Annotated in this window: 23 protein-coding genes; 15 read left to right on the plus strand and 8 right to left on the minus strand. The window is 63.6% G+C overall.

Going from position 1 to position 24,912, the window contains the following annotated elements:
- The 3 genes from lpxA to lpxB are packed head-to-tail and all read left to right on the plus strand — an operon-like array spanning position 1 to position 2,874.
- Positions 1 to 834, plus strand: a complete 834-nt coding sequence (gene lpxA, locus Amn_RS13410; protein WP_192316742.1) for an acyl-ACP--UDP-N-acetylglucosamine O-acyltransferase — start codon at positions 1 to 3, stop codon at positions 832 to 834.
- On the plus strand, positions 821 to 1,714 hold the full coding sequence (locus tag Amn_RS13415; protein ID WP_286297710.1) for an LpxI family protein: 894 nt from the start codon (positions 821 to 823) through the stop codon (positions 1,712 to 1,714). Before lpxA ends, Amn_RS13415 begins: the two co-directional genes overlap by 14 nt.
- Positions 1,711 to 2,874 (plus strand): lipid-A-disaccharide synthase, encoded by a 1,164-nt coding sequence (gene lpxB, locus Amn_RS13420; protein WP_192316738.1) that lies wholly within the window; start codon positions 1,711 to 1,713, stop codon positions 2,872 to 2,874. Before Amn_RS13415 ends, lpxB begins: the two co-directional genes overlap by 4 nt.
- A 103-nt stretch (positions 2,875 to 2,977) precedes the next feature.
- Here lpxB and gltA read toward each other — a convergent pair whose 3' ends face one another.
- Both gltA and gltX read right to left on the minus strand, forming a co-directional pair.
- The gene (gene gltA / locus Amn_RS13425; RefSeq protein ID WP_067962369.1) at positions 2,978 to 4,267 is read right to left on the minus strand and encodes a citrate synthase; all 1,290 of its coding nucleotides are present in this window, start codon (positions 4,265 to 4,267) and stop codon (positions 2,978 to 2,980) included.
- A gap of 184 nt (positions 4,268 to 4,451) precedes the next feature.
- Positions 4,452 to 5,879, minus strand: a complete 1,428-nt coding sequence (gene gltX, locus Amn_RS13430) for a glutamate--tRNA ligase (RefSeq protein ID WP_286298042.1) — start codon at positions 5,877 to 5,879, stop codon at positions 4,452 to 4,454.
- A 101-nt stretch (positions 5,880 to 5,980) separates the two neighbouring features.
- Here gltX and Amn_RS13435 point away from each other — a divergent pair, with 101 nt between their 5' ends.
- Positions 5,981 to 8,542 carry a ComEC/Rec2 family competence protein gene (locus tag Amn_RS13435; RefSeq protein WP_286297714.1) on the plus strand — a complete coding sequence of 854 codons (2,562 nt, stop codon included), beginning with the start codon at positions 5,981 to 5,983 and terminating at the stop codon, positions 8,540 to 8,542.
- A gap of 127 nt (positions 8,543 to 8,669) precedes the next feature.
- On the opposite strand, the gene lexA is transcribed toward Amn_RS13435, so the two are convergent.
- From lexA to Amn_RS13465, 6 genes are all read right to left on the minus strand, one after another.
- The gene (gene lexA / locus Amn_RS13440; protein ID WP_067962367.1) at positions 8,670 to 9,386 is read right to left on the minus strand and encodes a transcriptional repressor LexA; all 717 of its coding nucleotides are present in this window, start codon (positions 9,384 to 9,386) and stop codon (positions 8,670 to 8,672) included.
- A gap of 105 nt (positions 9,387 to 9,491) precedes the next feature.
- Positions 9,492 to 10,697: a molybdopterin molybdotransferase MoeA gene (locus Amn_RS13445; protein ID WP_286297718.1), complete on the minus strand. Its 1,206-nt coding sequence runs from the start codon at positions 10,695 to 10,697 to the stop codon at positions 9,492 to 9,494.
- Complete coding sequence (gene moaC, locus Amn_RS13450; protein WP_286297720.1) at positions 10,698 to 11,180, minus strand: cyclic pyranopterin monophosphate synthase MoaC; 483 nt, start codon at positions 11,178 to 11,180, stop codon at positions 10,698 to 10,700.
- Position 11,181: 1 nt separating this feature from the next.
- Complete coding sequence (gene trpC, locus Amn_RS13455; protein WP_286297722.1) at positions 11,182 to 11,991, minus strand: indole-3-glycerol phosphate synthase TrpC; 810 nt, start codon at positions 11,989 to 11,991, stop codon at positions 11,182 to 11,184.
- Positions 11,992 to 11,995: 4 nt separating this feature from the next.
- Positions 11,996 to 13,006 (minus strand): anthranilate phosphoribosyltransferase, encoded by a 1,011-nt coding sequence (trpD, locus tag Amn_RS13460; protein ID WP_286297725.1) that lies wholly within the window; start codon positions 13,004 to 13,006, stop codon positions 11,996 to 11,998.
- A complete protein-coding gene (locus tag Amn_RS13465; protein ID WP_067962358.1) occupies positions 13,003 to 14,898 on the minus strand; it encodes a SurA N-terminal domain-containing protein in 1,896 nt (631 codons plus the stop codon). The genes trpD and Amn_RS13465 overlap by 4 nt, the downstream gene beginning before the upstream one ends.
- Positions 14,899 to 15,045: 147 nt before the next feature.
- Between Amn_RS13465 and tpiA the strand changes: the two genes are divergently transcribed.
- The 11 genes from tpiA (at position 15,046) to Amn_RS13520 (ending at position 24,769) form a co-directional block, all read left to right on the plus strand.
- Positions 15,046 to 15,810, plus strand: coding sequence for a triose-phosphate isomerase (tpiA, locus tag Amn_RS13470; protein WP_067962354.1), 765 nt, complete (start codon positions 15,046 to 15,048; stop codon positions 15,808 to 15,810).
- Between the two features lie 155 nt (positions 15,811 to 15,965).
- Positions 15,966 to 16,415: a preprotein translocase subunit SecG gene (gene secG / locus Amn_RS13475; RefSeq protein WP_154386025.1), complete on the plus strand. Its 450-nt coding sequence runs from the start codon at positions 15,966 to 15,968 to the stop codon at positions 16,413 to 16,415.
- Between the two features lie 262 nt (positions 16,416 to 16,677).
- On the plus strand, positions 16,678 to 17,727 hold the full coding sequence (locus tag Amn_RS13480; RefSeq protein ID WP_312870920.1) for a L,D-transpeptidase: 1,050 nt from the start codon (positions 16,678 to 16,680) through the stop codon (positions 17,725 to 17,727).
- Positions 17,728 to 17,876: 149 nt separating this feature from the next.
- Positions 17,877 to 19,514 (plus strand): CTP synthase, encoded by a 1,638-nt coding sequence (gene pyrG / locus Amn_RS13485; protein ID WP_154386024.1) that lies wholly within the window; start codon positions 17,877 to 17,879, stop codon positions 19,512 to 19,514.
- Between the two features lie 61 nt (positions 19,515 to 19,575).
- Complete coding sequence (locus Amn_RS13490; protein ID WP_182573881.1) at positions 19,576 to 20,118, plus strand: DUF1697 domain-containing protein; 543 nt, start codon at positions 19,576 to 19,578, stop codon at positions 20,116 to 20,118.
- Positions 20,119 to 20,169: 51 nt separating this feature from the next.
- Positions 20,170 to 21,015 (plus strand): VOC family protein, encoded by an 846-nt coding sequence (locus Amn_RS13495; protein WP_286297734.1) that lies wholly within the window; start codon positions 20,170 to 20,172, stop codon positions 21,013 to 21,015.
- Complete coding sequence (gene kdsA, locus Amn_RS13500) at positions 21,012 to 21,845, plus strand: 3-deoxy-8-phosphooctulonate synthase (protein WP_067962342.1); 834 nt, start codon at positions 21,012 to 21,014, stop codon at positions 21,843 to 21,845. Before Amn_RS13495 ends, kdsA begins: the two co-directional genes overlap by 4 nt.
- 89 nt (positions 21,846 to 21,934) lie before the next feature.
- Positions 21,935 to 22,138, plus strand: a complete 204-nt coding sequence (locus Amn_RS13505; RefSeq protein ID WP_067962338.1) for a dodecin family protein — start codon at positions 21,935 to 21,937, stop codon at positions 22,136 to 22,138.
- A gap of 92 nt (positions 22,139 to 22,230) precedes the next feature.
- Positions 22,231 to 22,596, plus strand: a complete 366-nt coding sequence (locus Amn_RS13510; RefSeq protein WP_067962336.1) for a PRC-barrel domain-containing protein — start codon at positions 22,231 to 22,233, stop codon at positions 22,594 to 22,596.
- A 435-nt stretch (positions 22,597 to 23,031) separates the two neighbouring features.
- A complete protein-coding gene (eno, locus tag Amn_RS13515) occupies positions 23,032 to 24,306 on the plus strand; it encodes a phosphopyruvate hydratase (protein WP_067966597.1) in 1,275 nt (424 codons plus the stop codon).
- Between the two features lie 133 nt (positions 24,307 to 24,439).
- Positions 24,440 to 24,769 carry an FtsB family cell division protein gene (locus tag Amn_RS13520; RefSeq protein ID WP_154387072.1) on the plus strand — a complete coding sequence of 110 codons (330 nt, stop codon included), beginning with the start codon at positions 24,440 to 24,442 and terminating at the stop codon, positions 24,767 to 24,769.
- Positions 24,770 to 24,912 lie beyond the last annotated feature (143 nt).

Here is a 24,912-nt window from a genome sequence, read left to right on the forward strand (position 1 = left end):
ATGACTGAAACCTTTATCCATCCTGCCGCTGTCGTCGAAGCCGGTGCACAACTGGGTGCAGGCGTCCGCATTGGTCCTTTCTGCCATGTCAGCGCTGATGCCGTCATCGGTGACCGCGTCGAACTGATGAGCCATGTCGCGATCCTGGGTGCAACGACGCTTGGCGAAGGCTGCAAGGTGTTTCCGCAGGCAACGCTTGGCGCTGCTCCGCAGAACAACAAGCACAAGGGTGGCCGGACGACGCTCACTGTCGGCAAGAATTGCACGATGCGTGAAGGCGTGACCATGCATGTCGGCACCGACACCAGTCGAGGTGCCACGACCGTCGGCGACAACGGGCTGTTCCTCGCCTATGCGCATATTGCGCATGACTGCATCGTCGGCGACAACGTCACCATGGCCAATGTCGCGACCCTCGGCGGGCACGTCGAAGTCGGCAACAACGTCACGCTTGGTGGCCTGTGTGCCGTCCATCAGATGACGCGTATCGGTCACCATGCCTTTGCCGGCGGTGGCGCGATCATTGATGGCGACATCATCCCCTATGGCATGGTGATGGGCAATCGCGCCCGCCTGCGTGGGCTCAACGTCATCGGCATGCGCCGCTCCGGCCTGCCGCGCGCCGAGATCTTCGCCTTGCGCAAGGCCTACAAGATGATCTTCGACCCAACCCGTTCGGTGGCCGAGAGCATCCCGCTAGTCGAACGCGAATTCGCCGGCTCGCCCATCGTGCGTGACGTCCTGGATTTCATCCAGGCGCGCGGCAAGCGCCACTTCACCGTGCCGCCGCTCAGAAACGCCGTCGCCGAAGACGCCGCCGATGACGAAGGCTGAGGGCGGAAAGAGGATCAACCTTTCCGCGACCGACCGGATTGCTGTCGTTGCCGGCAGCGGTCGGCTCCCGGTCAATGTCGCCGACAGTCTCGCCGAGGCCGGGCACAAGCCTTTCATCGTTCTGATTGACGGTGAGACCGATCCCGGCACCAGCCTCTGGAGCTATGCCGGCGAGCGGCTTGCCATCGAGCAGTTCGCCTCGCTGGTGCCTTTGCTCAAGCGCCACGACATCACCCATTGCGTGCTTGCCGGTGGCATCAGTCGTCGCCCGGTGTGGCGGGCCATTCGCCCCAGCATCGCCCTGCTGCGTGTCCTGCCGCGCGCGCTTGCAGCGCTTGCCCGCGGCGACGACGGCCTGCTGCGCATCCTGGTCACGACGATCGAAGACAACGGTATCAAGGTCGTCGGCGCACATCAGGTCGTTCCGGAGCTGCTGGCCGTGGCCGGCAGCATGGGGGCGCTGGCGCCCCAGCAGAGTGACTGGGCCGACCTTCGAGCAGGCCAGGAGGCCGCACGCACGATCGGTGCGCTTGATATCGGCCAGGCGGCGGTTGCCATCGGCGGGCGCGCCATCGCACTCGAAGGCATCGAGGGCACAGACCTGTTGCTCGAACGCGTGCGCGAGCTACGCGACAATGGCCGCATTGCCGGGCGAAAGCGCGGCGTTCTGGTGAAATGCGCCAAGCCGAACCAGGAACTGCGTGCGGACTTGCCGACAATCGGCCCAGCAACGGTCGATGCTGCGCATGCAGCGGGGCTTGCCGGGATCGGCATTGAGGCCGGACGCTCACTGGTGCTCGACTATGGCGAGGTGGTCGAACGCGCCGACAGGCTCGGCTTGTTCGTCATCGGCCTGTCCGGCGAGGGAAATGAGCGATGACCCAGCCACCGCTCAAGATTGCCATCGTCGCGGGCGAGGAGTCGGGCGACCTGCTCGGCACCGATCTGGTGCAGGCGCTGCAGCGCTTGAGCGGGCGCGAGGTCAGGCTTGTCGGCACTGGCGGCCGGCATCTGCAGGAGCTTGGCCTTTCGCCGCTGTTCAATGCCAGCGAGATCGCATTGATGGGACTGACGGCGGTCATTCGCGACCTGCCGCGCCTGATCAGGCGGATTGGCCAGACCGCCCGTTTCGTCGCGGCCGAAAAGCCGGATTGCCTTGTAACCATCGACAGCCCGGATTTTTCGCTGCGCGTTGCCAGGAAGGTGCGGGCGCTCGATCCCACCATTCCTATCATCCATTACATCTGCCCGAGCGTCTGGGCCTGGCGACCGGGGCGGGCCAAGGCGATGAAGCCGCATGTCGACGAGGTGCTGTGCATCCTGCCGTTCGAGCCGGCCGAACTGGAGCGCCTGGGCGGCCCACATGGTACATTTGTCGGCCATCGCCTGGCGACCGATCCGGGCATCGCCATTGCCGCGGCGATGCAGGAGGGAAAGGCCAATCCGGCGCCTGACCGCGAGAAGACGCTTCTACTTTTGCCGGGATCGCGCCGCAGCGAAGTGCGCAGCCTGATCGGTCCATTTGGTGAGACCGTTTCGATCCTGCGCGCACGCGGCCATCGTATGCGGCTGCTCTTGCCGACGGTGCCGCATGTCACCGGCCTCGTCGAAGAGGCTGTCTCCACCTGGCAGCAAAAGCCGGAGATTATCCTCGATCCGCAGCACAAGTGGCAGGCCTTTGGCGAAGCCGACGCAGCCCTGATCGCATCGGGCACGGTGTCGCTGGAACTCGCGCTTGCGGGTGTGCCGATGTTGTCGTCCTACAAACTCGACACGCTGGCGCGGATGATCCAGAGCATGGTCACGGTGTGGAGTGCTGCACTGCCCAACTTGATTGCCGACAGGCCGGTCGTGCAGGAAAACTACAACGAATATGTGCGTCCGCAATGGATGGCGCGCTATGTCGAAGGCCTGTTCGAGGATGGCGCCCTTCGACGCTGGCAGAAAGACGGTTTTGCCGAAATTGCCAGGCGCATGGCGACCGAACGGCCGTCGGGCGAGATCGCTGCCGAAACGGTTCTCAAACACATCACGAAATGAAAAACACCCGCCGAGGCAATGGCCTGGCGGGTGTTTTTCAAGTCGTTCGCAGCTTCGAGCTGCGACGGCGCCGCGCGCCTGAACGAACGCGGCGCTGAAAGGCTCAGCGCTTGGCGATCGGCACGTAGTCGCGTTCGGTGGCGCCGGTGTAGAGCTGGCGCGGACGGCCGATCTTCTGGCGCGGATCCTCGATCATTTCCTTCCACTGCGCGATCCAGCCAACGGTGCGGGCAAGCGCGAACAGCACGGTGAACATGGTGGTGGGGAAGCCCAGCGCCTTCAGCGTGATGCCTGAATAGAAGTCGATGTTCGGATACAGCTTCTTCTCGATGAAATACTCGTCGGTCAGCGCGATGCGCTCGAGTTCCATTGCCACGTCGAGCATCGGATCGTCCTTGATGCCGAGCTCGCCCAGCACTTCATGCGTGGTCTTCTGCATGATCTTGGCGCGCGGATCGTAGTTTTTGTAGACGCGGTGGCCGAAACCCATCAGGCGGAACGGATCGTTCTTGTCCTTGGCGCGGGCGACGAACTCGGGAATTCGGTCGACGTGGCCGATCTCGCTGAGCATGTTGAGCGCTGCTTCATTGGCGCCGCCATGTGCGGGGCCCCACAGGCAGGCGATGCCGGCGGCGATGCAGGCGAACGGATTGGCACCCGACGAGCCGGCGAGGCGCACGGTCGAGGTCGAGGCGTTCTGTTCGTGGTCGGCGTGCAGGATGAAGATGCGCTCCATGGCGCGGGCCAGCACCGGGTTGACCTTGTACTCCTCGCACGGCACGGCAAAGCACATGTGCAGGAAGTTGGCGGCAAAGTTCAGCTCGTTCTTGGGGTAAATGAACGGCTGGCCGATGTGGTACTTGTAGGCCATCGCGGCGATCGTCGGCATCTTTGCGATCAGGCGGATCGAGGCGACCATGCGCTGGTGCGGATCGGAGATGTCGGTCGAGTCGTGATAGAAGGCCGACAGCGCGCCGACCACGCCGCACATCACCGCCATCGGGTGTGCGTCGCGGCGGAAGCCGGTGAAGAAGCGCGACATCTGCTCGTGCACCATGGTGTGGCGCGTGACGCGGTAGTCGAAGTCGTCCTTCTGCGCCTTGGTCGGCAGTTCGCCGTAGAGCAGGAGGTAGCAAACTTCGAGAAAGTCGCCGTGCTCGGCGAGCTGGTCGATCGGATAGCCGCGGTGCAGCAGGACACCGGCGTCGCCGTCGATGAAGGTGATTTCCGATTCGCAACTTGCGGTGGAGGTGAAGCCCGGGTCGTAGGTGAATGCGCCGGTCGTTGCGTAGAGCGATGCAATGTCGATCACATCTGGTCCGACCGTTCCGCCGCGGACCTTGAACTCGTGGGTCTGGCCGCGGAACTCCAGTTTGGCGGTCGAATCAGTCATCGCATACTCCTTAGTGCTGAGTTGCCGCCTTGCGCGGCGCAATCGTCATAACAAGGCAACCCATTAGGCCCGGAACGCTTGAACTCGCTTCCCAGCTTTCCCGCTGCTTTCAAATTGACCTGTTGCCGCAATGTTGCACCGCAACAGCCTCATTTCAATGCAAAACTAGGAAAGCACTGCTGACCTAATCGATTTGATCAAGAATGCGGGCTAGACTTTCGTCGCGCCCTAGAACGGCGAGCACATCGAACACTCCGGGGGAAGTGCTCTTGCCCGTCAGGGCGGCCCGCAAAGGCTGCGCCACGCCGCCCAATTTAAGATTTTCGCGGCCGGCAAACTCGCGGATCGCGGCCTCTGCATTGGCCGCCGTCCAGTCGGCGGCAGCGACCGTCGCGAGCGCCGCATGCGCGCCCTTGAGGATATCCTTGGCTGGGCCGGCGAGCAGGCCGGCGGCCTTCTCATCGAGCGGCAGCGGACGCTGGGCAAACAGGAAGCCTGCGCCGTCAGCCAGTTCGATCAGCGTCTTGGCACGCTCCTTGAGGCCTGGCATGGCGGCAAGCAGCTGTGCCTTGCGCGTGTCGTCGAGCCCGCCGAGGATGGCATCGCCGCCGGGCAGATAGGGCAAGGTGGCAACGAAGATGTCGAACAGCTTCTTGTCGTCCATCTGGCGCATATGAACGCCGTTCAGCGCCTCGAGCTTGGCAAAGTCGAAGCGTGCCGCGCCCTTGTTGACGTCCTCGATCTCGAACCAGCTGATCATGTTCTCCATGCTCATCACCTCGTCGTCGCCATGGCTCCAGCCGAGGCGGGCGAGGTAGTTGAGCAGGGCCTCAGGCAAATAGCCCATGGCGCGATAAGCATCGACGCCGAGCGCGCCATGGCGCTTGGACAGTTTTGCGCCGTCCGCACCATGGATCAGCGGGATATGCGCCATCACCGGCACGTCCCAGCCCATGGCGTTGTAGATGACGGTCTGGCGCGCGGCGTTGGTCAGGTGGTCGTCGCCACGGATGATGTGGGTGACGCCCATGTCGTGATCGTCGACGACGACAGCATGCATGTAGGTCGGTACGCCGTCCGAACGCAGGATGATGAAATCGTCGAGATCCTTGTTGGGAAAGCGCACATCACCCTGCACGCGGTCGAGCACCAGCGTCTCGCCGTCCTGCGGCGCCTTGATGCGAATGACCGGCTTGACGCCAGCCGGCGCCTCGGACGGGTCGCGGTCGCGCCAGCGGCCGTCATAGCGTGGCGGCTTGCCCTCGGCGCGCGCCTTCTCGCGCATCTCGGTCAGCTCTTCCTGCGAGGCGTAGCAATAATAGGCTTTGCCCATGCGCACGAGTTCTTCGGCCACCTCGCGATGGCGCGGCGCACGCTCGAACTGCGAAATCGGCTCACCCTCCCAGGTCAGGCCGAGCCAGGTCAGGCCCTCGAGGATCGCTGCAGTTGCGGCGTCGGTCGAGCGCTCGCGGTCGGTGTCCTCGATACGCAGCAGCATGGTGCCGCCGGTGTGGCGGGAATAAAGCCAGTTGAAGAGAGCGGTACGCGCGCCACCAATGTGCAGATAGCCGGTGGGCGAGGGGGCGAAGCGGGTGACGACAGGCATGGCGATTTCCAAGGGAAGCAGTGCGCTTGGCCGAAAAACCGGCGGCGCATGGCGTTTGTGTGCGGTTGATGTAGCATAGAAGGTCTGGGGCGCAAGAGGCAGGCCCGATGGGCGACCGCATGCGGGAGGGGCAGGCCGGTAACAATCCGGTGGTCGAAGCCAGCGAGCGCGACTTGCTGACCTCTCCAGCCGTGCCTGCCGTTGCGTGGACACCACCAGCTCTGCCCGAGAGAGATGCTGCTCCTGACGCCGATGCATCGCCGTTTCAGCGAGGACACAAGTCCTGGCTACGGCAAGGATCGCAATTGCTGGTCGGTCACCGGATCACCGCACGATCCACCCTGGCCGCGATCGAAACGGAACTCGACCGCGGTGCGGCGTTCCTGATTCTTCCGGTTTTTCTGGCCGCCGGTGCCCTGGTGTATTTCGCGCTTCCGAATGAGCCGGATCTCGCGCCGCTCGTCATTGTGTCAGCGACACCGGCCGTCCTCGCCTTCCTAACGCGCGGACGGCGGCCTGTTCACTACGCGCTGGCCGCACTCGCCGCCTCAATGCTCGGCATGGCGGGTGCAAAGTTCGAGACGGAACGCATGGCAACGAAGATGCTGGGCGCCGAGATCTCGACTGCCATCACCGGGCGCGTCGTCGAAATCGACAATCTGGACAAGGGCAGGGTGCGGCTGACGCTCGACGTTCTGGCGACCGCGCGCCCGGTCTTGCGTTATACGCCCGATCGGGTGCGGCTCGTTGCCCGCAAGCTTCCTGAGGGCGTCATGGCGGGGTCCGAGGTGACGGGTTATGTCAGGCTGATGCCGCCGTCCGGGCCTGTGCGGCCGGGCAGCTATGATTTTTCCTTCGAAAGCTATTTCGACGGCATCGGCGCCAGCGGCTTTTTCATGAAAGGCCCGGAGTTTGCTGCAACCACCCAGCCGCTGTCGGCCAGTGATCGTGCATTCGCGTCGATCGAGAATGTGCGCCAGAAGATTGCCCAGCGTATTCGCGACCGCATTGGCGGTCCGGAGGGCGAAATCGCGGCTGCCCTGGTCGTCGGCGTGAGCGGCGGCATTCCCGAGGATGTCAATGAGGCGCTGCGGCGTACCGGGCTCTACCACATCATCTCGATCTCGGGTCTGCACATGGCGATGGTCGCAGGCACGGTCATGCTTTTGATGCGGCTAGGCTTCGCCGCCTTTCCCGGCTTCACCTCGCACCGGCCGGTCAAGAAGTACGCGGCAGGCGCGGCACTGCTCGCCACCGGTGGCTATCTGTTCATTTCAGGCGCCGAGGTCGCGGCGCAACGCAGCTTCATCATGCTGGCGGTGATGCTGACGGCCGTGCTGCTCGACCGCGCAGCACTCACCATGCGCAACCTGGCGATCTCGGCCGTCGTCGTGATCATGATCTCGCCCCACGAAGTCGTCGGGCCGAGCTTCCAGATGTCGTTCGCCGCAACGGCAGCCCTCGTTGGCGCATATGCCTGGTGGTCGGACCGGCGGGAGGAGCAGGCGCTGCCGGTCGGTCAGAGATCGCTGCCGTCCAAAATCTTGCGCTGGCTTGCGACAGTTGCGATAGGTCTCGCCGCGACGTCGGTGATTGCCGGGCTCGCGACCAGCGCTTTTGGCGCATGGCATTTCCAACGTGTCTCGCCCCTCAGCCTGTTCGCCAATCTGGCAGTCAGCCCGTTTGTGTCTGTCCTGGTCATGCCCTTTGCCGTCATGGCTGGCATCTTCATGCCGCTTGGACTCGACGGCCCTTTCCTCGACACGATGGGCTTCGGCCTGAAGGCAATGATTGGCATCGCCACCTGGTTCTCCGAGCGCTCGCCGGTCGATGCGGTCGGCCTTGTCTCGTCACATGCGGTATTGTTGCTCACTGCAGCACTCGTCATCGCGTCGACGGCAACGACCTGGCTGCGCGCCGCCGCACTGCCATTCGCGGCCCTTGGGCTGCTGACGGTCGTGGAAACGGAAACGCCCAACGTTCTCGTTTCGGAAGATGGCCGCCTCGTCGGCGTCCCGGTCGACGATGGCAAGCTGGCCGTCAATCGCGTCCGGCCGAACCAGTTCACCGTCGACAACTGGCTGCGCGCGCTGGCGTCGGAAACTCTCGTCACCCCGGCCCGTTCGGCCGCGAATGCAACGAACGGGACTGTCCGTTTGCCCAGCGAGACCGGCTCACAGCCAACAGCCGAGGCAGATGTCGCCGGTACGATACCCGGCAAACCAGTATCTGGAGAGCTAAACGCCGTCGGCGCGGACGCCTTCGTCTGTGACAGCGGGCTGTGCACGGTTCAACAACCGGAGGGGGCACGGATCGTCCATGCGGCGAATGCGAGCGCCGCTGCACGAGCCTGCGACAACGCGGATCTCATCGTCGTCGACGATGCCACGGCAAGCGACGTCTGCCCCGGCGTGGCCGTGCTCACCAAGCGCGAGCTGGCGCGCCTTGGCAGTGCGTCGATATTCATCACAGCCGCGGCGGCTGGCGTAGATCGGGCGGTCGAGATACGCCACGCCGTGGCGGAACCGTACCGCCCGTGGCATGCGCAGCGCCAATTTTCGCGCGAGGCGAGGGGCCTTCCACCCTACAAGCGAGCGGAGATGCCCCCGAAGACACCTGCCGGGGCAACCACGGCGCACCCGAAAGCGCCGACTGCGACCACACGGTGAGTCCGAAATCTGTACCCGCCGTCGCAGAGCCGTCAGATACGGCACGATAGCAACAGGGCAGATCAGTCCGGCTTACAGATTGCAGCAGGATGGACAGGCCGAGGTGGCGGAAACGCAGCCCCGGCAATCAATAGCGGCGGATCAGGCCGACAAGCTTGCCCTGCACCTTGACCCTGTCCGGTCCGAAGATGCGGGTTTCATAGGCAGGATTGGCGGCCTCAAGAGCGATCGAGGCACCCTTGCGGCGGAAACGCTTGAGCGTCGCTTCTTCGTCGTCGACGAGGGCGACGATGATCTCACCGGGATTGGCCGTGGTCGAGCTGCGGATGACCACAGTGTCGCCGTCGAAGATGCCGGCCTCGATCATCGAGTCGCCCTTGACCTCGAGCGCGTAATGCTCGCCGCCCATGATCATGTCTGGCGGCACCGAAATCGAATGCGTCTTGTGCTGGATGGCGTCGATCGGCACACCGGCAGCGATGCGTCCCATGACGGGAATGGCAACCGCCGAAGCAACATCGTCGTCATTGCCGGCCGACATGCTGCGTGACGGCTCGGGTTTGCGGCCGAGGCTACCCTCGATGACGCTGGGCGAGAACTTCTTCGCCGCGTTGAGGCCAGGCGCGATCGAATCGGGCAGGCGCAGCACTTCAAGCGCGCGCGCCCGGTTGGGCAGACGCCTGATGAAGCCGCGTTCTTCGAGCGCCGTGATCAGGCGATGGATGCCGGACTTGGAGGCGAGGTCGAGTGCTTCCTTCATCTCGTCGAAGGACGGCGGAATACCCGCTTCCTTCAGCCGCTCGTGGATGAATAGCAAAAGCTCGTGTTGTTTACGCGTCAGCATCGCCACCCCCGAGGAATCAGAAGAAAAACAAACCCAGAACAAACACTATCTGTTCCAGTTGTGTTCCGCAACTGTTGATATTTCGTGAAGGGTGGAAGGTGCTGCTCAGCGCAACATCATCACCTGGCAGGCGCTGCCGGCTTCGACTGCAGGCGCGAAGGGCACCCGCACGATGGCGCAGTTGGCGTCGGCCAGCGTGCGCAGCATCGAAGAGTCCTGGATCAGGTAGGGTGTGACGACGAGACCCTCAGCGGTCTCGCGCGCATTCGCGCGGACAAAGTCCTGGCGCAGGTCGTTGGCCGCCATTGCCGTGTCGAGAATGCCGTTGCGCATGTCGGGTGAATAAGGGCGGCCGCCAAGCTTCGCCAGCAGAGGTTTCAGGAAAATCTGCGAGCAGATCAGGCTGGCGACCGGATTGCCCGGCAGGCCGACGCAGCGGCTGTTGCCGAGCCGGCCGAACATCAGCGGCTTGCCCGGGCGCATCGCGATCTTCCAGAAGTTGAGATCCATGCCGAGATCGGTCAGGACACGGTGAACGAGGTCGTGGTCGCCGACCGAAGCGCCGCCCAGCGTGACGATCACATCGGCGTCGGCGGCGAGCGCCTTGGCGACCAGTGCGGAGATTGCCTCGGTGCGGTCGGCGGCGATGCCGAGATCGAGTACGCGCGCGCCAACCGACTGAACGATCGCTGCGACGCCATAGGCGTTGGAGGCGATGATCTGGTCGGGCCCGGGATTGCTGCCCGGCGGCAACAGCTCGTCGCCGGTGGCGATGATGGCGACCAGAGGCGCCCGCAGCACTTCGACGCTGGGATGATTGGCAGCTGCGATCAGCGAGAGCGCTGCCGGGTCGAGCACACGTCCTGCATCAAGGATGAGGTCGCCCTGCTTGAAGTCGAGGCCCCTGGCGCGGATGTTGCGGCCAGCAAGCGTTGGCTCGAGCACCGCGATCTCGCCATTGCCGAGATCGCGAACGTTCTCCTGAATGACGACGGTATCAGTGCCTTGTGGCACCGGTGCGCCGGTGAAGATGCGGACGCACTCGCCTGGTCCGACGGTGCCCGTGAACTGCTTGCCGGCGGGTGCCTGGCCGATAACCTTGAGCTGCGCCGGCAGTGAAGCGATGTCGGCGGCCTGGACGGCGTAGCCATCCATGGCGGAGGCGTCAAAGGGCGGCTGGGTGCGCAGGGCGTGTAATGGAGCCGACAGCACGCGGCCTGATGCCTGGGCAAGGCCGACAGTTTCCGTGCCGCGTGGTTCGGCAGCGTCGAGCAGGCGCGCCAGGGCGTCGGCGACGGGCAGCAGCGCCATCTATTCGGCAGCCTTGTAGTCGCCCGACTTGCCGCCGGTCTTCTCGACCAGCCGGATGCCGGAGATCACCATGCCGCGATCGGCGGCCTTGGCCATGTCGTAGATGGTAAGGCAGGCGACCGAGGCAGCCGTCAGCGCTTCCATCTCGACGCCGGTCTTGCCGGTGACGCGGGCAAGCGCAGTGACGCGCAGGCCGGGCAGCGCCTCATCTGGCTCGATCTCGACCGAAACCTTGGTCAAAAGAATGGGATGGCAGAGCGGCACGAGCTCATGGGTGCGTTTGGCCGCCATGATGCCGGCGATGCGGGCGGTGCCGAGCACGTCACCCTTCTTGTCGTTGCCCGACAGGATCAACGCCAGTGTCTCCGGGCGCATGACGACATGGCCTTCGGCAATTGCCGTGCGTGTCGTCTCGGCCTTGTCGCCGACGTCGACCATGTTGGCCTCGCCGGTGGCGCCGATATGGGTGAGGGTGGTTGCCATGTCAGGCGCTTGCCAGGGCTGCGCCATCGAGCAGCGCACGCGTCGCCGAGGTCACGTCGGCCTGCCGCATCAGGCTTTCGCCGACGAGGAAACTGGAGATGCCGGATTTCTGCAGACGCAGGCAATCGGCATGCGTGAAGATGCCGCTTTCGCCGACCAGCAGCCGGTCTGCCGGCACCATCGGCGCGAGGCGCTCCGACGTGTCGAGGCTGACCTCGAATGTGCGCAGGTTGCGGTTGTTGATGCCGAGCAGGCGCGACTGAAGCTTCAGCGCGCGTTCTGTCTCTTCTTCGTCATGGACCTCGACGAGCACGTCCATGCCGATTTCGAACGCCTCATCCTCGATACGCCTGGCATCGTCGTCGCTCAGGCTCGCCATGATGATCAGGATCGCGTCCGCGCCCCAGGCACGTGCTTCGTGCACCTGGTAGGGTTCGAACATGAAGTCCTTGCGCAATGCCGGCAAGGCGCAGGCGTCGCGCGCGGCGGTCAGGAACTCCGGTGCGCCCTGGAAAGACGGCGTGTCGGTCAGCACCGACAGGCAGGCAGCGCCGCCGTCGGTATAGGCCCTGGCGAGCGCCGGCGGATCGAAGTCGGGACGGATCAGGCCTTTGGACGGGCTCGCCTTCTTGATCTCGGCGATCAGGCCAAAGCGGCTTTCACTGTGCCTGGTTTCGAGTGCCGCGAGAAAGCCGCGCGGCTTGGTGACGTCGCGGGCGCGCGCCTTGAGCTCGGCGAGCGGCAGCAGCGCCTTCGCTGCGGCGATCTCGTCGCGCTTGTAGGCTTCGATGCGGCGCAGGATATCGGCCATGTCTCTATCCGTTCGAAACGGCGACCAGTCGGTCGAGCACTGCCTTGGCGCGGCCGCTGTCGATTGCCTCGGCGGCAAGCGACACGCCTTCGCCGATCGTTGCAGCCTTGCCGGCAACGACTAGGCCGGCACCGGCATTCATTAGCACCGTGTCGCGATAGGCACCCTTGGCACCTTCGAGAACCCCGCGCAGGGCAGCGGCATTGTAGGCGGAATCGCCGCCGCGCAGCTCTTCGCGCGTATGCTTGCTCAAGCCGACCTGTTCGGGCGCCAGCGTAAACGTGGTGATCACACCGTCCTTGAGGGCTGCGACATGGGTCTCACCCGTCGTGGTGATCTCGTCATAACCATCGCCGTGGACCACCCAGACGTGCTGGGCGCCAAGTTCCTTCAGCGTCTCGGCCACCGGACGCACCCATTCGGGCGAGAACACGCCAACCAGTTGGCGGTTGACGCCGGCGGGATTGGAGAGCGGGCCGAGCAGGTTGAAGATGGTGCGGGTGCCAAGTTCGACGCGGGTCGCGCCGACATGCTTCATCGCCGGGTGATGCGCCGGCGCGAACATGAAGCCGACGCCGGCGTCATGGATGCAGCGGCCGATCGCCTCGGGCGTGAGGTCGATGTTGACGCCAAGGGCGGTCAGAACGTCGGCGGCGCCGGTCAGCGAGGACAGGCCGCGATTGCCGTGCTTGGCGACAGGCACACCTGCGCCCGCGATGACGAAGGCCGAGGCAGTCGAGATGTTGACGCTGTGCGAACCGTCACCGCCGGTGCCGACGATGTCGATGGCATCGGCAGGGGCTTCGACGCGCAGCATCTTGTCGCGCATGGTGGCAACGGCGCCCGATATCTCGCTTACGGTCTCGCCGCGCACCCGCAGCGCCATGAGAAAGCCACCGATCTGGCCGGGCGTGGCTTCGCCCGACATGATGATGTCAAAGGCCTCGCGTGCCTCCTCGAAGGTGAGAGGGGTGCCCGCGGCGACCTTGGCGATATGCGGCTTGAGTGCGCTCATGGCGTTCCCACCGCAAGTGCGCGGGTGATCGCCGCCTGGTTGATCGTTGCTTGATACTCGCCCTGGAGCTGGGCGACGATCTGGTCGAGCAGGTCGTCCGACATGCCCGAGGCAAACTGCTTCTGCGCGTCCTCTGGCACCGCGCTCTTGTCCGCACCGGCAGGCTCGAACACTTCGGCGACCTTGAACAGAATCTGCGCATCGCCGGCAGGGGCGGGGACGATGCCAGTGCCGCCCTGGCCCATTGCAAACATCGCGGAGGCACCCTCGCGGCCAAAATCGGCATCGTCGGCCTCGCGCTTGAGGCCGCGCTTGGTCTGCTTTTCGAGCTTGAGTTCGCCGGCGATCACGTCGAGCGAGGCACCGTCCTTGAGGCGCTTCTCCAACTCGTCGGCTTTTGCCTTGAGACGCTTCGTCGCTTCGGCAGCGGTCCAGTCGGCGACGACCTTCTCGCGGACCTCGTCGAGCGTGCGGTCGCGGGCAGGCGTGATCTCGTCGACCTCGTAGAAGACGAAACCATTGGTGCCGACATTGAGCGGCGGGTTTTCGGTGCCGGATTCGGCGGTGAAGGCCGCCTGGATCAGGTTGCGCGAGTCCGGCAGGTCGTTGACGATGGTGCCGTCTGGCTGCTGGCCGGCGCGGTCGATGGCATCGATCGTCACCATCTTGAGCTTCAGCTTGTCGGCGGCAGCCTTCATCGACTCACCTGCGGCGCGGGCGTCCTCGTAGGAGTCGTGCACGTCGAGCAGGATGCGGTTGGCTTCGGCCAGCGCCAACTCCTTGCGGATCTGGTCCTTGACCTCGTCGAAGGTCTTGACGGTTTCCGGCGTGATCTCGCTGACGCGGACCAGCACTGGGCCGAAAGCGCCCTGGACGACGTCGCTGACCTGATTGGCCTGCAGCGCGAAGGCGGCGTCGGCGACCGCCTTGTCGGCGATCCTGTCCTTGGTCAGCGAGCCGAGGGCCACGTCAGCCGCGGTCTTGCCCTGGTCGGCGACAACCTTGTCGAAGGTCGCACCACCCTTGATCGCATCGGAAGCAGCCTTGGCCGCATCGGCGCTCAGCACAAGCTGGTCGATCTTGCGCGTCTCGGCGGTGGTGAAGTGCGACTTGTTCTTGTCGTAGTCCTGGCGCGCCTGTTCTTCGGTCACGGCTGCGGCATCCATGATGTCTTCCGGCTCGAGCTTGACGTAGCTCAGCTTGCGGAATTCAGGGGCGGCGTAGTTCTTCTTGTTTTCCTCGAACCAGGCCTTGAGCACGTCGTCGCCCGGTGCCGCGATCGGCTCGACGAGCGACTTGGGCAGCGGCAGGTAGTCGATGGTGCGATCTTCGCCGCGGTAAAGTGCGACGGCGCGCAGGAAGGTATCAGGAGCCTCGAGGCCGTCGGAAACGGCTTCGACGATTTGCTGGCGGACCGCAACCTGGGCGCGGTTCTTCAGATAGTCTTCGGGGCGCATGCCGATCTGGCGCAGGATGTATTCAAAAGCCTGGCGGTCGAACTTGCCGTCGGCGCCGCGGAAGGTCGGGTCGTCCCAGGTGAGTTCGGCGAGGCGGTCCTTGGAGAGGCCGAGGCCGAGCTTGCGTGCCTGTTCGTCGAGCACCGCACCGGCGACGAGCTGCGAAAGCACCTGGTTGTCGATGCCGAGCGCGTTGGCCTGGTCGCGGGTCAGGCGCTGGCCGAACTGCTGCGACATGACGTTCAGCTGGCGGTCATAGGCGAGGCGGTATTCGACACCTGTAACATGCGTGCCGCCGGCCGTGACCACCTGGTCGCCGCCGAATTGGCTCATCATCTGACCCGAGATGCCCCAGATCGCGAAGCTGACGACGAGGAGCAGAAGCAACAGCTTCGCAACCCAGGTTCCAGCAGCACTTCGCATCGATTCGAGCATGTAACAGATCCCGTATACGCGCATTGTCGCATGCGCCTGCATGAACGAAGCGCAATAGCGCCCTTCGCCGCCAGTGTCGATTGCTTTGTGGCTTGTTTTTGGTAGTGAGGTTGCCCGAGCGAACATCGATTTCGAGGGAAGAGCACTATGACGCCAGGAATCCGCCCACTCGTTGCCGGCAACTGGAAAATGAACGGCACCAGCAACTCGCTCAACGAATTGCGCAACATTGCCGGCGGTTTTATGAGCGGCCTCGATGCCGAGACCGACGCGCTTCTGTGCGTGCCGGCGACGCTGCTTTCGCGTGCTGCCGAGATCCTGCACCGAACCCCGGTCAAGATGGGTGGCCAGGACTGCCATGCCAAGGAGAGCGGCGCCCATACCGGCGACGTTTCCGCCGAGATGCTCAAGGACGCCGGTGCCAGCCACGTCATCGTCGGTCACTCGGAGCGCCGCACCGACCATGGCGAAACCGACGAGATCGTGCGTGCCAAGGCGGAAGCGGCTTGGCGCGCAGGGCTGGTTGCCGTCATCTGTGTTGGCGAAACCCATGCCGAGCGGGAAGGCGGAACGACGCTGCAGGTATTGTCGCGCCAGATCGAAGGCTCGGTGCCGACGACGGCAACGCCTGCCAATGCTGTCATCGCCTATGAGCCGGTCTGGGCGATCGGCACTGGCTTGACGCCCACGGCTGCCGATGTCGCCGAGGCGCATGCCCATATCCGCGAACGCCTTGCCGCGAAGCTGGGGGCGTCGGCTGCCAAGATGCGCATTCTCTATGGCGGTTCGGTCAAGCCGTCCAATGCCAACGAATTGCTGGCTGTCGCCAACGTCGATGGCGCATTGGTCGGCGGCGCCAGCCTCAAGGCGGCAGATTTCCTCGGCATTGCCGACGCCTATCGCAAGCTCTGATTCACCACACGTGACCGTTGCAAAGGCAACGAGTCACCCCATATTCGGCCGGCGGGCTTGGAAATGCCTAGAAAGCATTGTATTGAGCCGCCTCCGGAGTGCCGGGCGCTTTTGTGCGCGGCCCTCCCACGTCAGGAAAGATCCCAGGAAGCGCAATGGAAACCGTCCTCATCGTCATCCACTTGATGGTCGTGCTCGCCCTTGTCGGCGTTGTGCTCCTGCAGCGCTCTGAAGGCGGCGGCCTCGGTATCGGTGGCGGATCGGGCTTTATGACGGCGCGCGGCGCTGCCAACGCGCTGACTCGCGCCACCGCCATCCTCGCGACGGTGTTTTTCGTCACGTCGCTGACGCTGTCGATCGTTGCCCGTTACGGCGCCAAGCCGACCGACATCCTCGACCGCGTGCCGACTACCCAGAGTGGAACCACCGGCGGCAACGGCGTTCTCGACCAGCTCGGCGGGTCGACCGCTCCGGCTGCTCCGGCATCAGACGCCACGGCACCCGCGGCACCCGCGACTCAGCCCGCCGCGCCTGCCGCTTCGGGCACCGAGCAGCCAGCTCCGGCCACGCCGGCGGCCCCTGCGACGCCGCAGGTTCCTAACTAATTATTTACCCTTTGCCGCAACCTGTTGTTGTTTGAACACAGTTGCGGCAAATGCCGCGTCAATCACGACAATTCGATTGGTCAGCCGGTGGTGCCTCCCTTGAGGCGCCTCCGGCTAATCTATTATAGCAGGGTTGCGGCATTCGGCGGGGGAGCCTTGGGGGCACCGCGGTTGGTCGCAAGAAAATTTCGCGTTGAACGTTCGGGATCCCTTCGCCATGCAGCTCCGCCGCATCCTTCTTGCTGGCCTTTGCGCCACTTTCATGAGCTCGACAGCCTTTGCCGCCACCTCGGCCGGCACCGTTGCGGCGCCGCAGCCTGCCGCAAGCGACGTCATCACTGTCGCCGCCAAGAGCGATGCTGCTGAACTCAAGCTGCTCAAGAAAAAGAAGAAGCCGACCGACGAGGACTTGTCGCGAATCAAGGACCTCGAAGCCAAGATCAAGGCCGATAAGGAAGTCGCCCGGCTGAAGATGCTCGAGGCCAAGAAGATGGCGATGCGGGCCGCAGCCAAGGCGAAGGCCGAACAGGCCCGCGAACTTGCCCGCCTGAAGAAGTCTGAAAAGGCTACCGCCCAGGTTGCCACCGCCTCAGCTCCGGCTCCCAAGCGCGATCTCCAGCCGCTCGCTGTGATGAAGCCGATCGAGCCACTGGCGCCTGATGTCGCGGAAGTGGCTTCTGCCGGCAACAATGGCGAGCTGCGCAGCGAGAGCCAGGATCGTCCGCGCCAGACCGGCCTGCTCGCCGGCATCTTCGGCGGCAGCGCGCCGCAGCAGTCGATGCTGCCGCAGACACGTGCGCTCGACGCCGTGCTGCAAGCCAAGCAGGCCAAGAAGCAGTTCAAGGTGAAGTCCGACTTCGAGCCGCAGGAAGTCTCGTTCTCCGGCTACGAGCGCGGCCAGATCGTCGTCGATACCGGCGCGCGCTATCTCTATCTGATCGAATCGTCGTCGACGGCGCGCCGCTATGCGATTGCGGTCGGCCGCGAAGGCCTGGAGTTCAAGGGCAAGGCCACCATCGGCGACAAGCAGGAATGGCCGCGCTGGATCCCGACCAAGGAAATGCAGGAACGCGAGCCCAAGAAGTACGGCCAGTACAAGGACGGCATGAACGGCGGGCCGGAAAACCCGCTGGGAGCGCGTGCCATCTACCTTTACCAGGGCAAGAAGGATACCCATATCCGTATCCATGGTACCAACCAGCCGCAGACGATCGGCACAAACTCTTCGAACGGTTGCTTCCGTATGGTCAACGACCACGTCATGGATCTCTACAACCGCGTGAGGATGGGCTCTGAAGTCATCGTCATGTAAGGCGTTTTCATAACGCTGATAGCGGGCCGGCGGTCACGCCGGCCTTTTTGTTTGCATGGCCTACAGGCAGCAACACTGAACAGCCAGATAGGGAAAAGTCCGACGCGGCGGATTTTTCTCTGGCGGAATCGATTTGGCCGCGTTAAGCGATGAATCCCATGGCGCGATATGTTTTTATTACCGGCGGCGTGGTCTCTTCCCTTGGAAAAGGCATAGCCGCAGCGGCCCTCGGGGCTCTTCTGCAGGCACGCGGATATCGCGTGCGCATCCGAAAACTCGATCCGTATCTCAATGTCGATCCGGGAACGATGTCGCCTTACCAGCATGGTGAGGTGTTCGTGACCGACGACGGCGCGGAAACCGATCTCGATCTGGGTCACTATGAGCGCTTCACCGGGCGTTCGGCGAACCAGAGCGACAACATCACCACCGGCCGCATCTACAAGAACATCATCGAACGCGAGCGGCGCGGCGACTATCTCGGCGCAACCGTCCAGGTCATCCCGCACGTCACGGACGAGATCAAGAACTTCATCCTCGACGGCAATGACGAGTACGACTTCGTGCTCTGCGAGATCGGCGGTACGGTGGGCGACATCGAGGCGATGCCGTTCCTCGAGGCGATCCGCCAGCTCGGCAACGACCTGCCGCGCAACAACGCTGTCTATGTCCATCTGACTTTGATGCCGTACATCCCCACCGCTGGCGAGCTCAAGACCAAGCCGACCCAGCATTCGGTCAAGGAATTGCGCTCGATCGGCATTGCGCCCGACATCCTCCTGGTGCGCGCCGACCGCGACATCCCGAAGGAAGAACGCCGCAAGCTGTCGCTGTTCTGCAATGTGCGCGAATCCGCCGTCATCCAGGCGCTCGACGTCGGCCACATCTACGACGTGCCGCTGGCCTACCATAAGGAAGGTCTGGACTCGGAAGTCCTGGCCGCCTTCGGCATCGATCCGGCACCCAAGCCGCGTCTCGACCCTTGGCAGAATGTGTCGCAGCTGATCCACAACCCGGAAGGCGAAGTTACCATCGCCGTGGTCGGCAAGTACACGGGCCTCAAGGACGCATACAAGTCGCTGATCGAGGCGCTGTCGCATGGCGGTCTCGCCAACAACGTCAAGGTCAAGCTCGACTGGATCGAAAGCGAAGTCTTCGAGAAGGAAGATCCGGCTCCATTCCTCGAAAAGGTCCACGGTATTCTGGTTCCCGGCGGCTTCGGCGAGCGAGGCTCGGAAGGCAAGATCCTGGCGGCCAAGTTCGCCCGCGAGCGCAAGGTGCCGTATTTCGGCATCTGCTTCGGCATGCAGATGGCGTGCATCGAGGCTGCCCGTTCGCTGGCCGGCATCGAGGCTGCTTCGTCGACCGAGTTCGGTTCGACCAAGGAGCCGGTCGTCGGCCTGATGACCGAATGGCTCAAGGGCAACATGCTCGAGAAGCGCAAGGCTTCGGGCGATCTCGGCGGCACGATGCGTCTCGGCGCGTTTGACGCCAAGCTTACCGAAGGCTCGAAGATCGCCGAGATCTATGGCGACACCGACATCTCCGAGCGTCACCGCCACCGCTACGAGGTCAACATCGACTACAAGGACCGCCTCGAAGAGTGCGGCCTGGTCTTTGCCGGCATGTCGCCCGACGGCGTGCTGCCCGAGACCGTCGAGTATCCCGACCATCCCTGGTTCATCGGCGTGCAATACCATCCGGAGCTGAAGAGCCGTCCGCTGGAGCCGCACCCGCTGTTTGCGAGCTTCATCGAAGCCGCTGTCGAACAGAGCCGGCTGGTCTGATATCCATGCGCGCCGACGTGAACTCGCCGGCGCGCATTTCTTTCCCCGGGTGGCCGGCCGCATGACCACCTTTGTCGCGCTGCTCTACAGCGTCGTTCTCGGACCCGGCCGTCGCCTCGTCATGTCCGACTTGCGTGACATGGCGACGGATCTCGGCCTCGAAAATCCGCGTACGCTGGTTGCAACCGGAAACCTCGTCTTCGAGGCAGAAGGCAAGACGGTTTCGGCACTGGAGCGCGAACTCGAAGCGGCGTTCGCGCCAAAATTCGGCAAGCATGTCGATATCATCGTCCGCGATGCCGCCGCCTGGCTGAAGCTCGTCGCTGCCAACCCTTTTCTCGCGGAATCCGAACTGCACGCCGATCAGGTCGGTGTCCGTGTGATGCGCGAGCCGGTGACTTCGGAAGTGATCGAGCGGCTTCGCCCCTATGCCGCCGCCGACGAAAAGCTCACCTCTGTCGACGGCGACATCTGGCTCTATTTTTCCCGCAATATGGCGTCGTCGCGGCTGCTTGGCGCTCTGACGCCCAAGCGCGCCGGTGGTGTCGGCACGTCGCGCAATTGGAACACGGTCCGCCGGCTGGGCGACATGGTGGCGTCGTAGCGCGAGCGGGGCACTCTTGCTTCACATCGGGATTTCGGGCACAGCGCAGCCATGACGAAAACCAACAGCCCGCGGCCGCTCGACCACGTGGTCCTGCCGACCGGTGACCTGACGCTGGCGCGCGACCGGCTTGCCGCACTTGGATTCAGCGTCTCGCCGCAAGGCACGCACCCGTTCGGAACCATCAATTGCTGCGTCTATCTCAGCGACGGCACCTTCCTGGAGCCGCTTGCCGTCGGTGACCGGGTCGCGGCCGACAAGGCGGTTCGTGAAGGCAACGCGTTTGTTGCGCGCGATCGTGTCTTCCGCGACGCGCATGGCGAGGAGGGCTTTTCGGCCGTTGTGTTCGGATCCGGTGACGCCGACGCCGACCATACCGCGTTCGTGGCTGCAGGCGTATCCGCAGGCAGCCGGCTCGATTTTTCGCGTCCTTTCGTCGACGCCTCGGGCAGGTCCGACGTAGCATCGTTTCGGCTGGCCTTCGCTGCCCAGCCCAATGCCGATGCCGACGCCTTCTTTTTCACCTGCGAGCGTGCCAACGTACCTGCCGTCGACCGGTCGGCGCTCCAGGCACATGCCAATGGCGCCAGACGCGTCTTGGCGATCGAGCTTGCTGCCGGAAACATCGCGGCGGCGGCCAAGTTGCTTGCGACAATCGCACGGAGTGCGGCCGACGATGCCGGCGTGGCACTCGCAAATGCGCGGCTAAGCATCCGCGACGGGCCATATGCGCCGGGCATTCGACTTGAAGCCATCGTCTTTGTCGTCGACGATCTTGCCGCGACAAGGGCGCTTCTTGTCGAACGCGCCGTCGCGCACGATCTAGACGGCCAGCGCCTTGTGGTTCCGGCTGCGCCGGGGCAGGGCGCAATCTTCATTTTCGAGGAGCAGAAATGACCAAGCCGAATGCAAATGTGACGGTCGGCAAGACCCTCTTCGCCAATGATGCGCCACTGTCGCTGATCGCCGGCCCGTGCCAGTTCGAATCGCGCCAGCATGCCTTCGACATGGCCGGCAAGCTCAAGGAACTTACCCAGAAACTCGGCATCGGCTTCGTCTACAAGTCAAGCTTCGACAAGGCCAACCGCAGCTCGCTGTCGAGCACGCGCGGCGCGGGCCTCGAAGCTGCGCTGCCCGCCTTCGCCGACCTGCGCAAGGAACTCGGTGTCACCGTCGTCACCGACGTCCACACCGAGGAGCAGTGCGCCATCGTCGCCGAAGTTGTCGACGTGCTGCAGATTCCGGCTTTCCTTAGCCGCCAGACCGACCTGCTGATTGCTGCCGCAAAAACCGGCAAGGTGGTCAACGTCAAGAAGGGCCAGTTCCTGGCGCCTTGGGACATGAAGAACGTGGTGGCAAAGGTGACCGGCTCGGGCAATCCGAACGTACTGGTGACCGAGCGCGGCACGTCGTTCGGCTACAACACGCTGGTCTCCGACATGCGCGGCCTGCCTGTCATGGCCGACATAGGCGCACCCGTGATCTTCGACGCCACCCATTCGGTGCAGCAGCCGGGCGGGCAGGGCGCCACCTCGGGCGGCGAGCGCCGCTTCGTCGAGACGCTGGCGCGGGCGGCCGTTGCCGTCGGCGTTGCTGGCGTGTTCATCGAAACACATGAAGACCCCGACAATTCGACCTCTTCGGACGGTCCCAATATGGTGCCGTTCAAGGACATGCCGGCCTTGCTCGAACGCCTGATGGCCTTCGACCGTATCGCCAAGGGCTGAGGCAGGCTGTCTGCAACTCCAGCTTGAGCCCGGCTTGCGCCGGGCGTAGGCTCGCTTCCGTGACTGAGCGTATCAGCCGGAGAGCCTCCATGTCTGTTGCCCGCGTTACCGAAATCACCTCGTCGTCGACCAAGAGCTTCAAGGACGCCATCGAAGAGGGCATCGCGCGCGCCTCGAAGACGCTCAAGAATGTCGAGGGCGCCTGGATTCAGGACCAGAAGGTCGTCGTCGAGGATGGCAAGATCGTCGCCTACCGGGTCAACATGAAAGTGACCTTCATCCTCAACGACTGAACCGCCGGCATTCCTGTCGCCGGGAAAATCGGGGAACCTCCACGCCGGGGGATCGTTAGTCCTGCATCCACAAACCAACGAGGAGCAGGATCATGACGACAGTCACTGGTCACACCAAAGCCATTCCCGCATCCAGGGTCATCGGCACCAACGTTTACAACACGTCGGGCGAGACCATCGGAACGATCGAGGACGTGATGCTCGACAAGCTGTCGAACGGCATCATGTTTGCCGTCATCGGTTTCGGCGGATTCCTGGGCATTGGCGAGCGCTACCACGCCATACCGTGGTCGACGCTGGACTTCGACAAGGGTCGCGGCGGCTATGTCGTCCCGTTTTCCAAGGAGCAGCTCAAGGCGGCACCCTCCTACTCGGTGAACGAACTGACCGAGGACGATGGCCGTCTGGCGCGCGATGCATCCTATGAACACTATCGCGTCGAGCCTTACTGGCACTAGGCGTGCTGGTGGCGAATGCCTGACAAGCAAAAAGCCCCGCCGAAGCGGACCCGCATTGCGGGGCTTTTCTTTTGTGCCGGCGACTTACCTTGGTGTCGGTAGTATCCGCACCTGCGACACGCCTTGCGGGGGCGGTTGACTGTCGCATGAGGTCAGAAACGCCGCGGCGATAAAGAACAAACTCAAGATACCACTCAACTCGGACATGGCGAAACTCCCTCTGTTTCGCCCCGCGCGCCCGCAGTTTACCCGAAAGTTTGGCCGATGCCTGCCTGTTCGGATGAATTATGATGACAGCGTTTTGTCTAAAGTGAATCCCGCGGCTGACGCAGCGTGATATTTGGCCGCCCGCGATTGCGTTTTCCTGATCTTTGGCTAAGACGGGCGCGGAAATCCAACCGATCCATCTGCGATCAGCTCCCGGGGATGCCTCACATGACAGCAATCATCGATATCGTCGGCCGCGAGATTCTCGACAGCCGCGGCAATCCCACCGTCGAGGTGGACGTGGTTCTCGAGGACGGCTCGATGGGCCGCGCCGCCGTTCCGTCTGGCGCCTCGACCGGCGCCCATGAGGCGATGGAACTGCGCGACGGTGGCCCGCGCTATCTCGGCAAGGGCGTCGAGCGCGCCGTCGAAGCCGTCAATGGCGAGCTGTTCGAGGCAATCGGCGGCATGGAAGCCGAGAACCAGATCCACATCGACCAGACGATGATCGAGCTCGACGGCACGCCCAACAAGAGCCGCCTCGGCGCCAACGCCATCCTTGGCGTGTCGCTCGCCGTTGCCAAGGCCGCTGCCGAATCGTCGGGCCTGCCGCTCTACCGCTATGTTGGCGGCCCGAACGCCCGCGTCCTGCCGGTGCCGATGATGAACATCATCAATGGCGGCGCGCATGCCGACAATCCGATCGACTTCCAGGAGTTCATGATCATGCCGATCGGCGCGCCTTCGCTGCGCGACGCCGTGCGCTGGGGTTCGGAAATCTTCCACACCCTGAAGAAGGGGCTGAAGGACGCTGGCCACAACACCAATGTCGGCGACGAAGGCGGCTTCGCGCCGAACCTCAAGAGCGCGCAGGCTGCGCTCGACTTCGTCATGGCATCGATCGAGAAGGCCGGCTTCAAGCCGGGCGAGGACGTGGCACTCGCGCTCGATTGCGCTGCGACCGAGTTCTTCAAGGGCGGCAACTATGTCTATGAAGGCGAGAAGAAGACCCGCGATCCCAAGGCCCAGGCCAAGTACCTGGCCAAGCTCGCCGCCGACTACCCGATCATCTCGATCGAGGACGGCATGGCCGAGGACGACTGGGAAGGCTGGAAGTACCTGACCGATCTGTGCGGCGACAAGGTGCAGCTGGTCGGCGACGATCTGTTCGTTACCAATTCGGCCCGCCTGCGCGACGGCATCAAGATGGGCGTTGCCAACTCGATCCTGGTCAAGGTCAACCAGATCGGCTCGCTGACCGAGACGCTTGACGCCGTCGAGACCGCGCACAAGGCAAGCTACACCGCCGTCATGTCGCACCGTTCGGGTGAGACAGAGGATTCGACCATTGCCGATCTCGCCGTTGCCACCAACTGCGGACAGATCAAGACCGGCTCGCTCGCCCGTTCGGATCGCACCGCCAAGTACAACCAGCTCATCCGCATCGAGGAAGAGCTCGGCAAGCAGGCGCGCTTCGCCGGCAGGTCGATCCTGCGCGGCTGATCGCTTGTTGCATAGATGATTGAAAAAGGCGGGATGTTTCCCGCCTTTTTTGGTTCTGGAAGCGGGTGAGCACCAGACCGTAACGCTCCATTAAGCACAATGGAGCGACAAGAGCCTGAAAGAGGTTCTGACCATGTGGACACGCCAGCATAAGCAGACAAACACCGGGCGCCTGATCGTGCCGGCGCTGGCGGTGATGTTCCTGTCCTATTTCGGCTTCCACGCCTATCATGGCGAATTCGGTATCTATTCCAAGTACAGGCTCGAGGCGCGCGCCATCGAACTCCAGGCCCGGCTGGACACGGTCAGGGCGCAACGCCTCGATGTCGAGCGCCGCGTCCACATGCTCCACGACGGCTCGCTGGAGAAGGACATGCTTGACGAACAGGCGCGCAACGCCTTGAATATGTCCCATGCTGATGAACTGACCATAATGCGGCCATCCGGGCGCCGTATTAACTGACTTCCAGTTAATCAACAAGAAATCCAACGTTTTTAGGCGCTTAACCGCATGCCTGCTATGCATTTTTCCGCATGGCGCAGCGTCACTCACCATGCTAGCGTTTGGACATGGAGAGGAGAGATTATGCATGATCTCCTCATTGT

The organism is Aminobacter sp. Y103A (assembly GCF_030294925.1).
GTDB lineage: Bacteria > Pseudomonadota > Alphaproteobacteria > Rhizobiales > Rhizobiaceae > Aminobacter > Aminobacter ciceronei.

What these genes read in the sequence shown, in the direction of transcription:
- lpxA (WP_192316742.1), top strand. Translation starts at nt 1, where the DNA reads ATGACTGAAACCTTTATCCATCCTGCCGCTGTCGTCGAAGCCGGTGCA.
- Amn_RS13445 (WP_286297718.1), bottom strand. Translation starts at nt 10,697, where the DNA reads ATGGCGCTGCTGCCCGTCGCCGACGCCCTGGCGCGCCTGCTCGACGCT.
- Amn_RS13505 (WP_067962338.1), top strand. Translation starts at nt 21,935, where the DNA reads ATGTCTGTTGCCCGCGTTACCGAAATCACCTCGTCGTCGACCAAGAGC.
- Amn_RS13415 (WP_286297710.1), top strand. Translation starts at nt 821, where the DNA reads ATGACGAAGGCTGAGGGCGGAAAGAGGATCAACCTTTCCGCGACCGAC.
- Amn_RS13490 (WP_182573881.1), top strand. Translation starts at nt 19,576, where the DNA reads ATGACCACCTTTGTCGCGCTGCTCTACAGCGTCGTTCTCGGACCCGGC.
- trpC (WP_286297722.1), bottom strand. Translation starts at nt 11,991, where the DNA reads ATGGCCGATATCCTGCGCCGCATCGAAGCCTACAAGCGCGACGAGATC.
- pyrG (WP_154386024.1), top strand. Translation starts at nt 17,877, where the DNA reads ATGAATCCCATGGCGCGATATGTTTTTATTACCGGCGGCGTGGTCTCT.
- kdsA (WP_067962342.1), top strand. Translation starts at nt 21,012, where the DNA reads ATGACCAAGCCGAATGCAAATGTGACGGTCGGCAAGACCCTCTTCGCC.
- lpxB (WP_192316738.1), top strand. Translation starts at nt 1,711, where the DNA reads ATGACCCAGCCACCGCTCAAGATTGCCATCGTCGCGGGCGAGGAGTCG.
- moaC (WP_286297720.1), bottom strand. Translation starts at nt 11,180, where the DNA reads ATGGCAACCACCCTCACCCATATCGGCGCCACCGGCGAGGCCAACATG.
- Amn_RS13465 (WP_067962358.1), bottom strand. Translation starts at nt 14,898, where the DNA reads ATGCTCGAATCGATGCGAAGTGCTGCTGGAACCTGGGTTGCGAAGCTG.
- Amn_RS13510 (WP_067962336.1), top strand. Translation starts at nt 22,231, where the DNA reads ATGACGACAGTCACTGGTCACACCAAAGCCATTCCCGCATCCAGGGTC.
- gltA (WP_067962369.1), bottom strand. Translation starts at nt 4,267, where the DNA reads ATGACTGATTCGACCGCCAAACTGGAGTTCCGCGGCCAGACCCACGAG.
- eno (WP_067966597.1), top strand. Translation starts at nt 23,032, where the DNA reads ATGACAGCAATCATCGATATCGTCGGCCGCGAGATTCTCGACAGCCGC.
- lexA (WP_067962367.1), bottom strand. Translation starts at nt 9,386, where the DNA reads ATGCTGACGCGTAAACAACACGAGCTTTTGCTATTCATCCACGAGCGG.
- Amn_RS13520 (WP_154387072.1), top strand. Translation starts at nt 24,440, where the DNA reads ATGTGGACACGCCAGCATAAGCAGACAAACACCGGGCGCCTGATCGTG.
- trpD (WP_286297725.1), bottom strand. Translation starts at nt 13,006, where the DNA reads ATGAGCGCACTCAAGCCGCATATCGCCAAGGTCGCCGCGGGCACCCCT.
- Amn_RS13480 (WP_312870920.1), top strand. Translation starts at nt 16,678, where the DNA reads ATGAGCTCGACAGCCTTTGCCGCCACCTCGGCCGGCACCGTTGCGGCG.
- tpiA (WP_067962354.1), top strand. Translation starts at nt 15,046, where the DNA reads ATGACGCCAGGAATCCGCCCACTCGTTGCCGGCAACTGGAAAATGAAC.
- Amn_RS13495 (WP_286297734.1), top strand. Translation starts at nt 20,170, where the DNA reads ATGACGAAAACCAACAGCCCGCGGCCGCTCGACCACGTGGTCCTGCCG.
- secG (WP_154386025.1), top strand. Translation starts at nt 15,966, where the DNA reads ATGGAAACCGTCCTCATCGTCATCCACTTGATGGTCGTGCTCGCCCTT.
- Amn_RS13435 (WP_286297714.1), top strand. Translation starts at nt 5,981, where the DNA reads ATGGGCGACCGCATGCGGGAGGGGCAGGCCGGTAACAATCCGGTGGTC.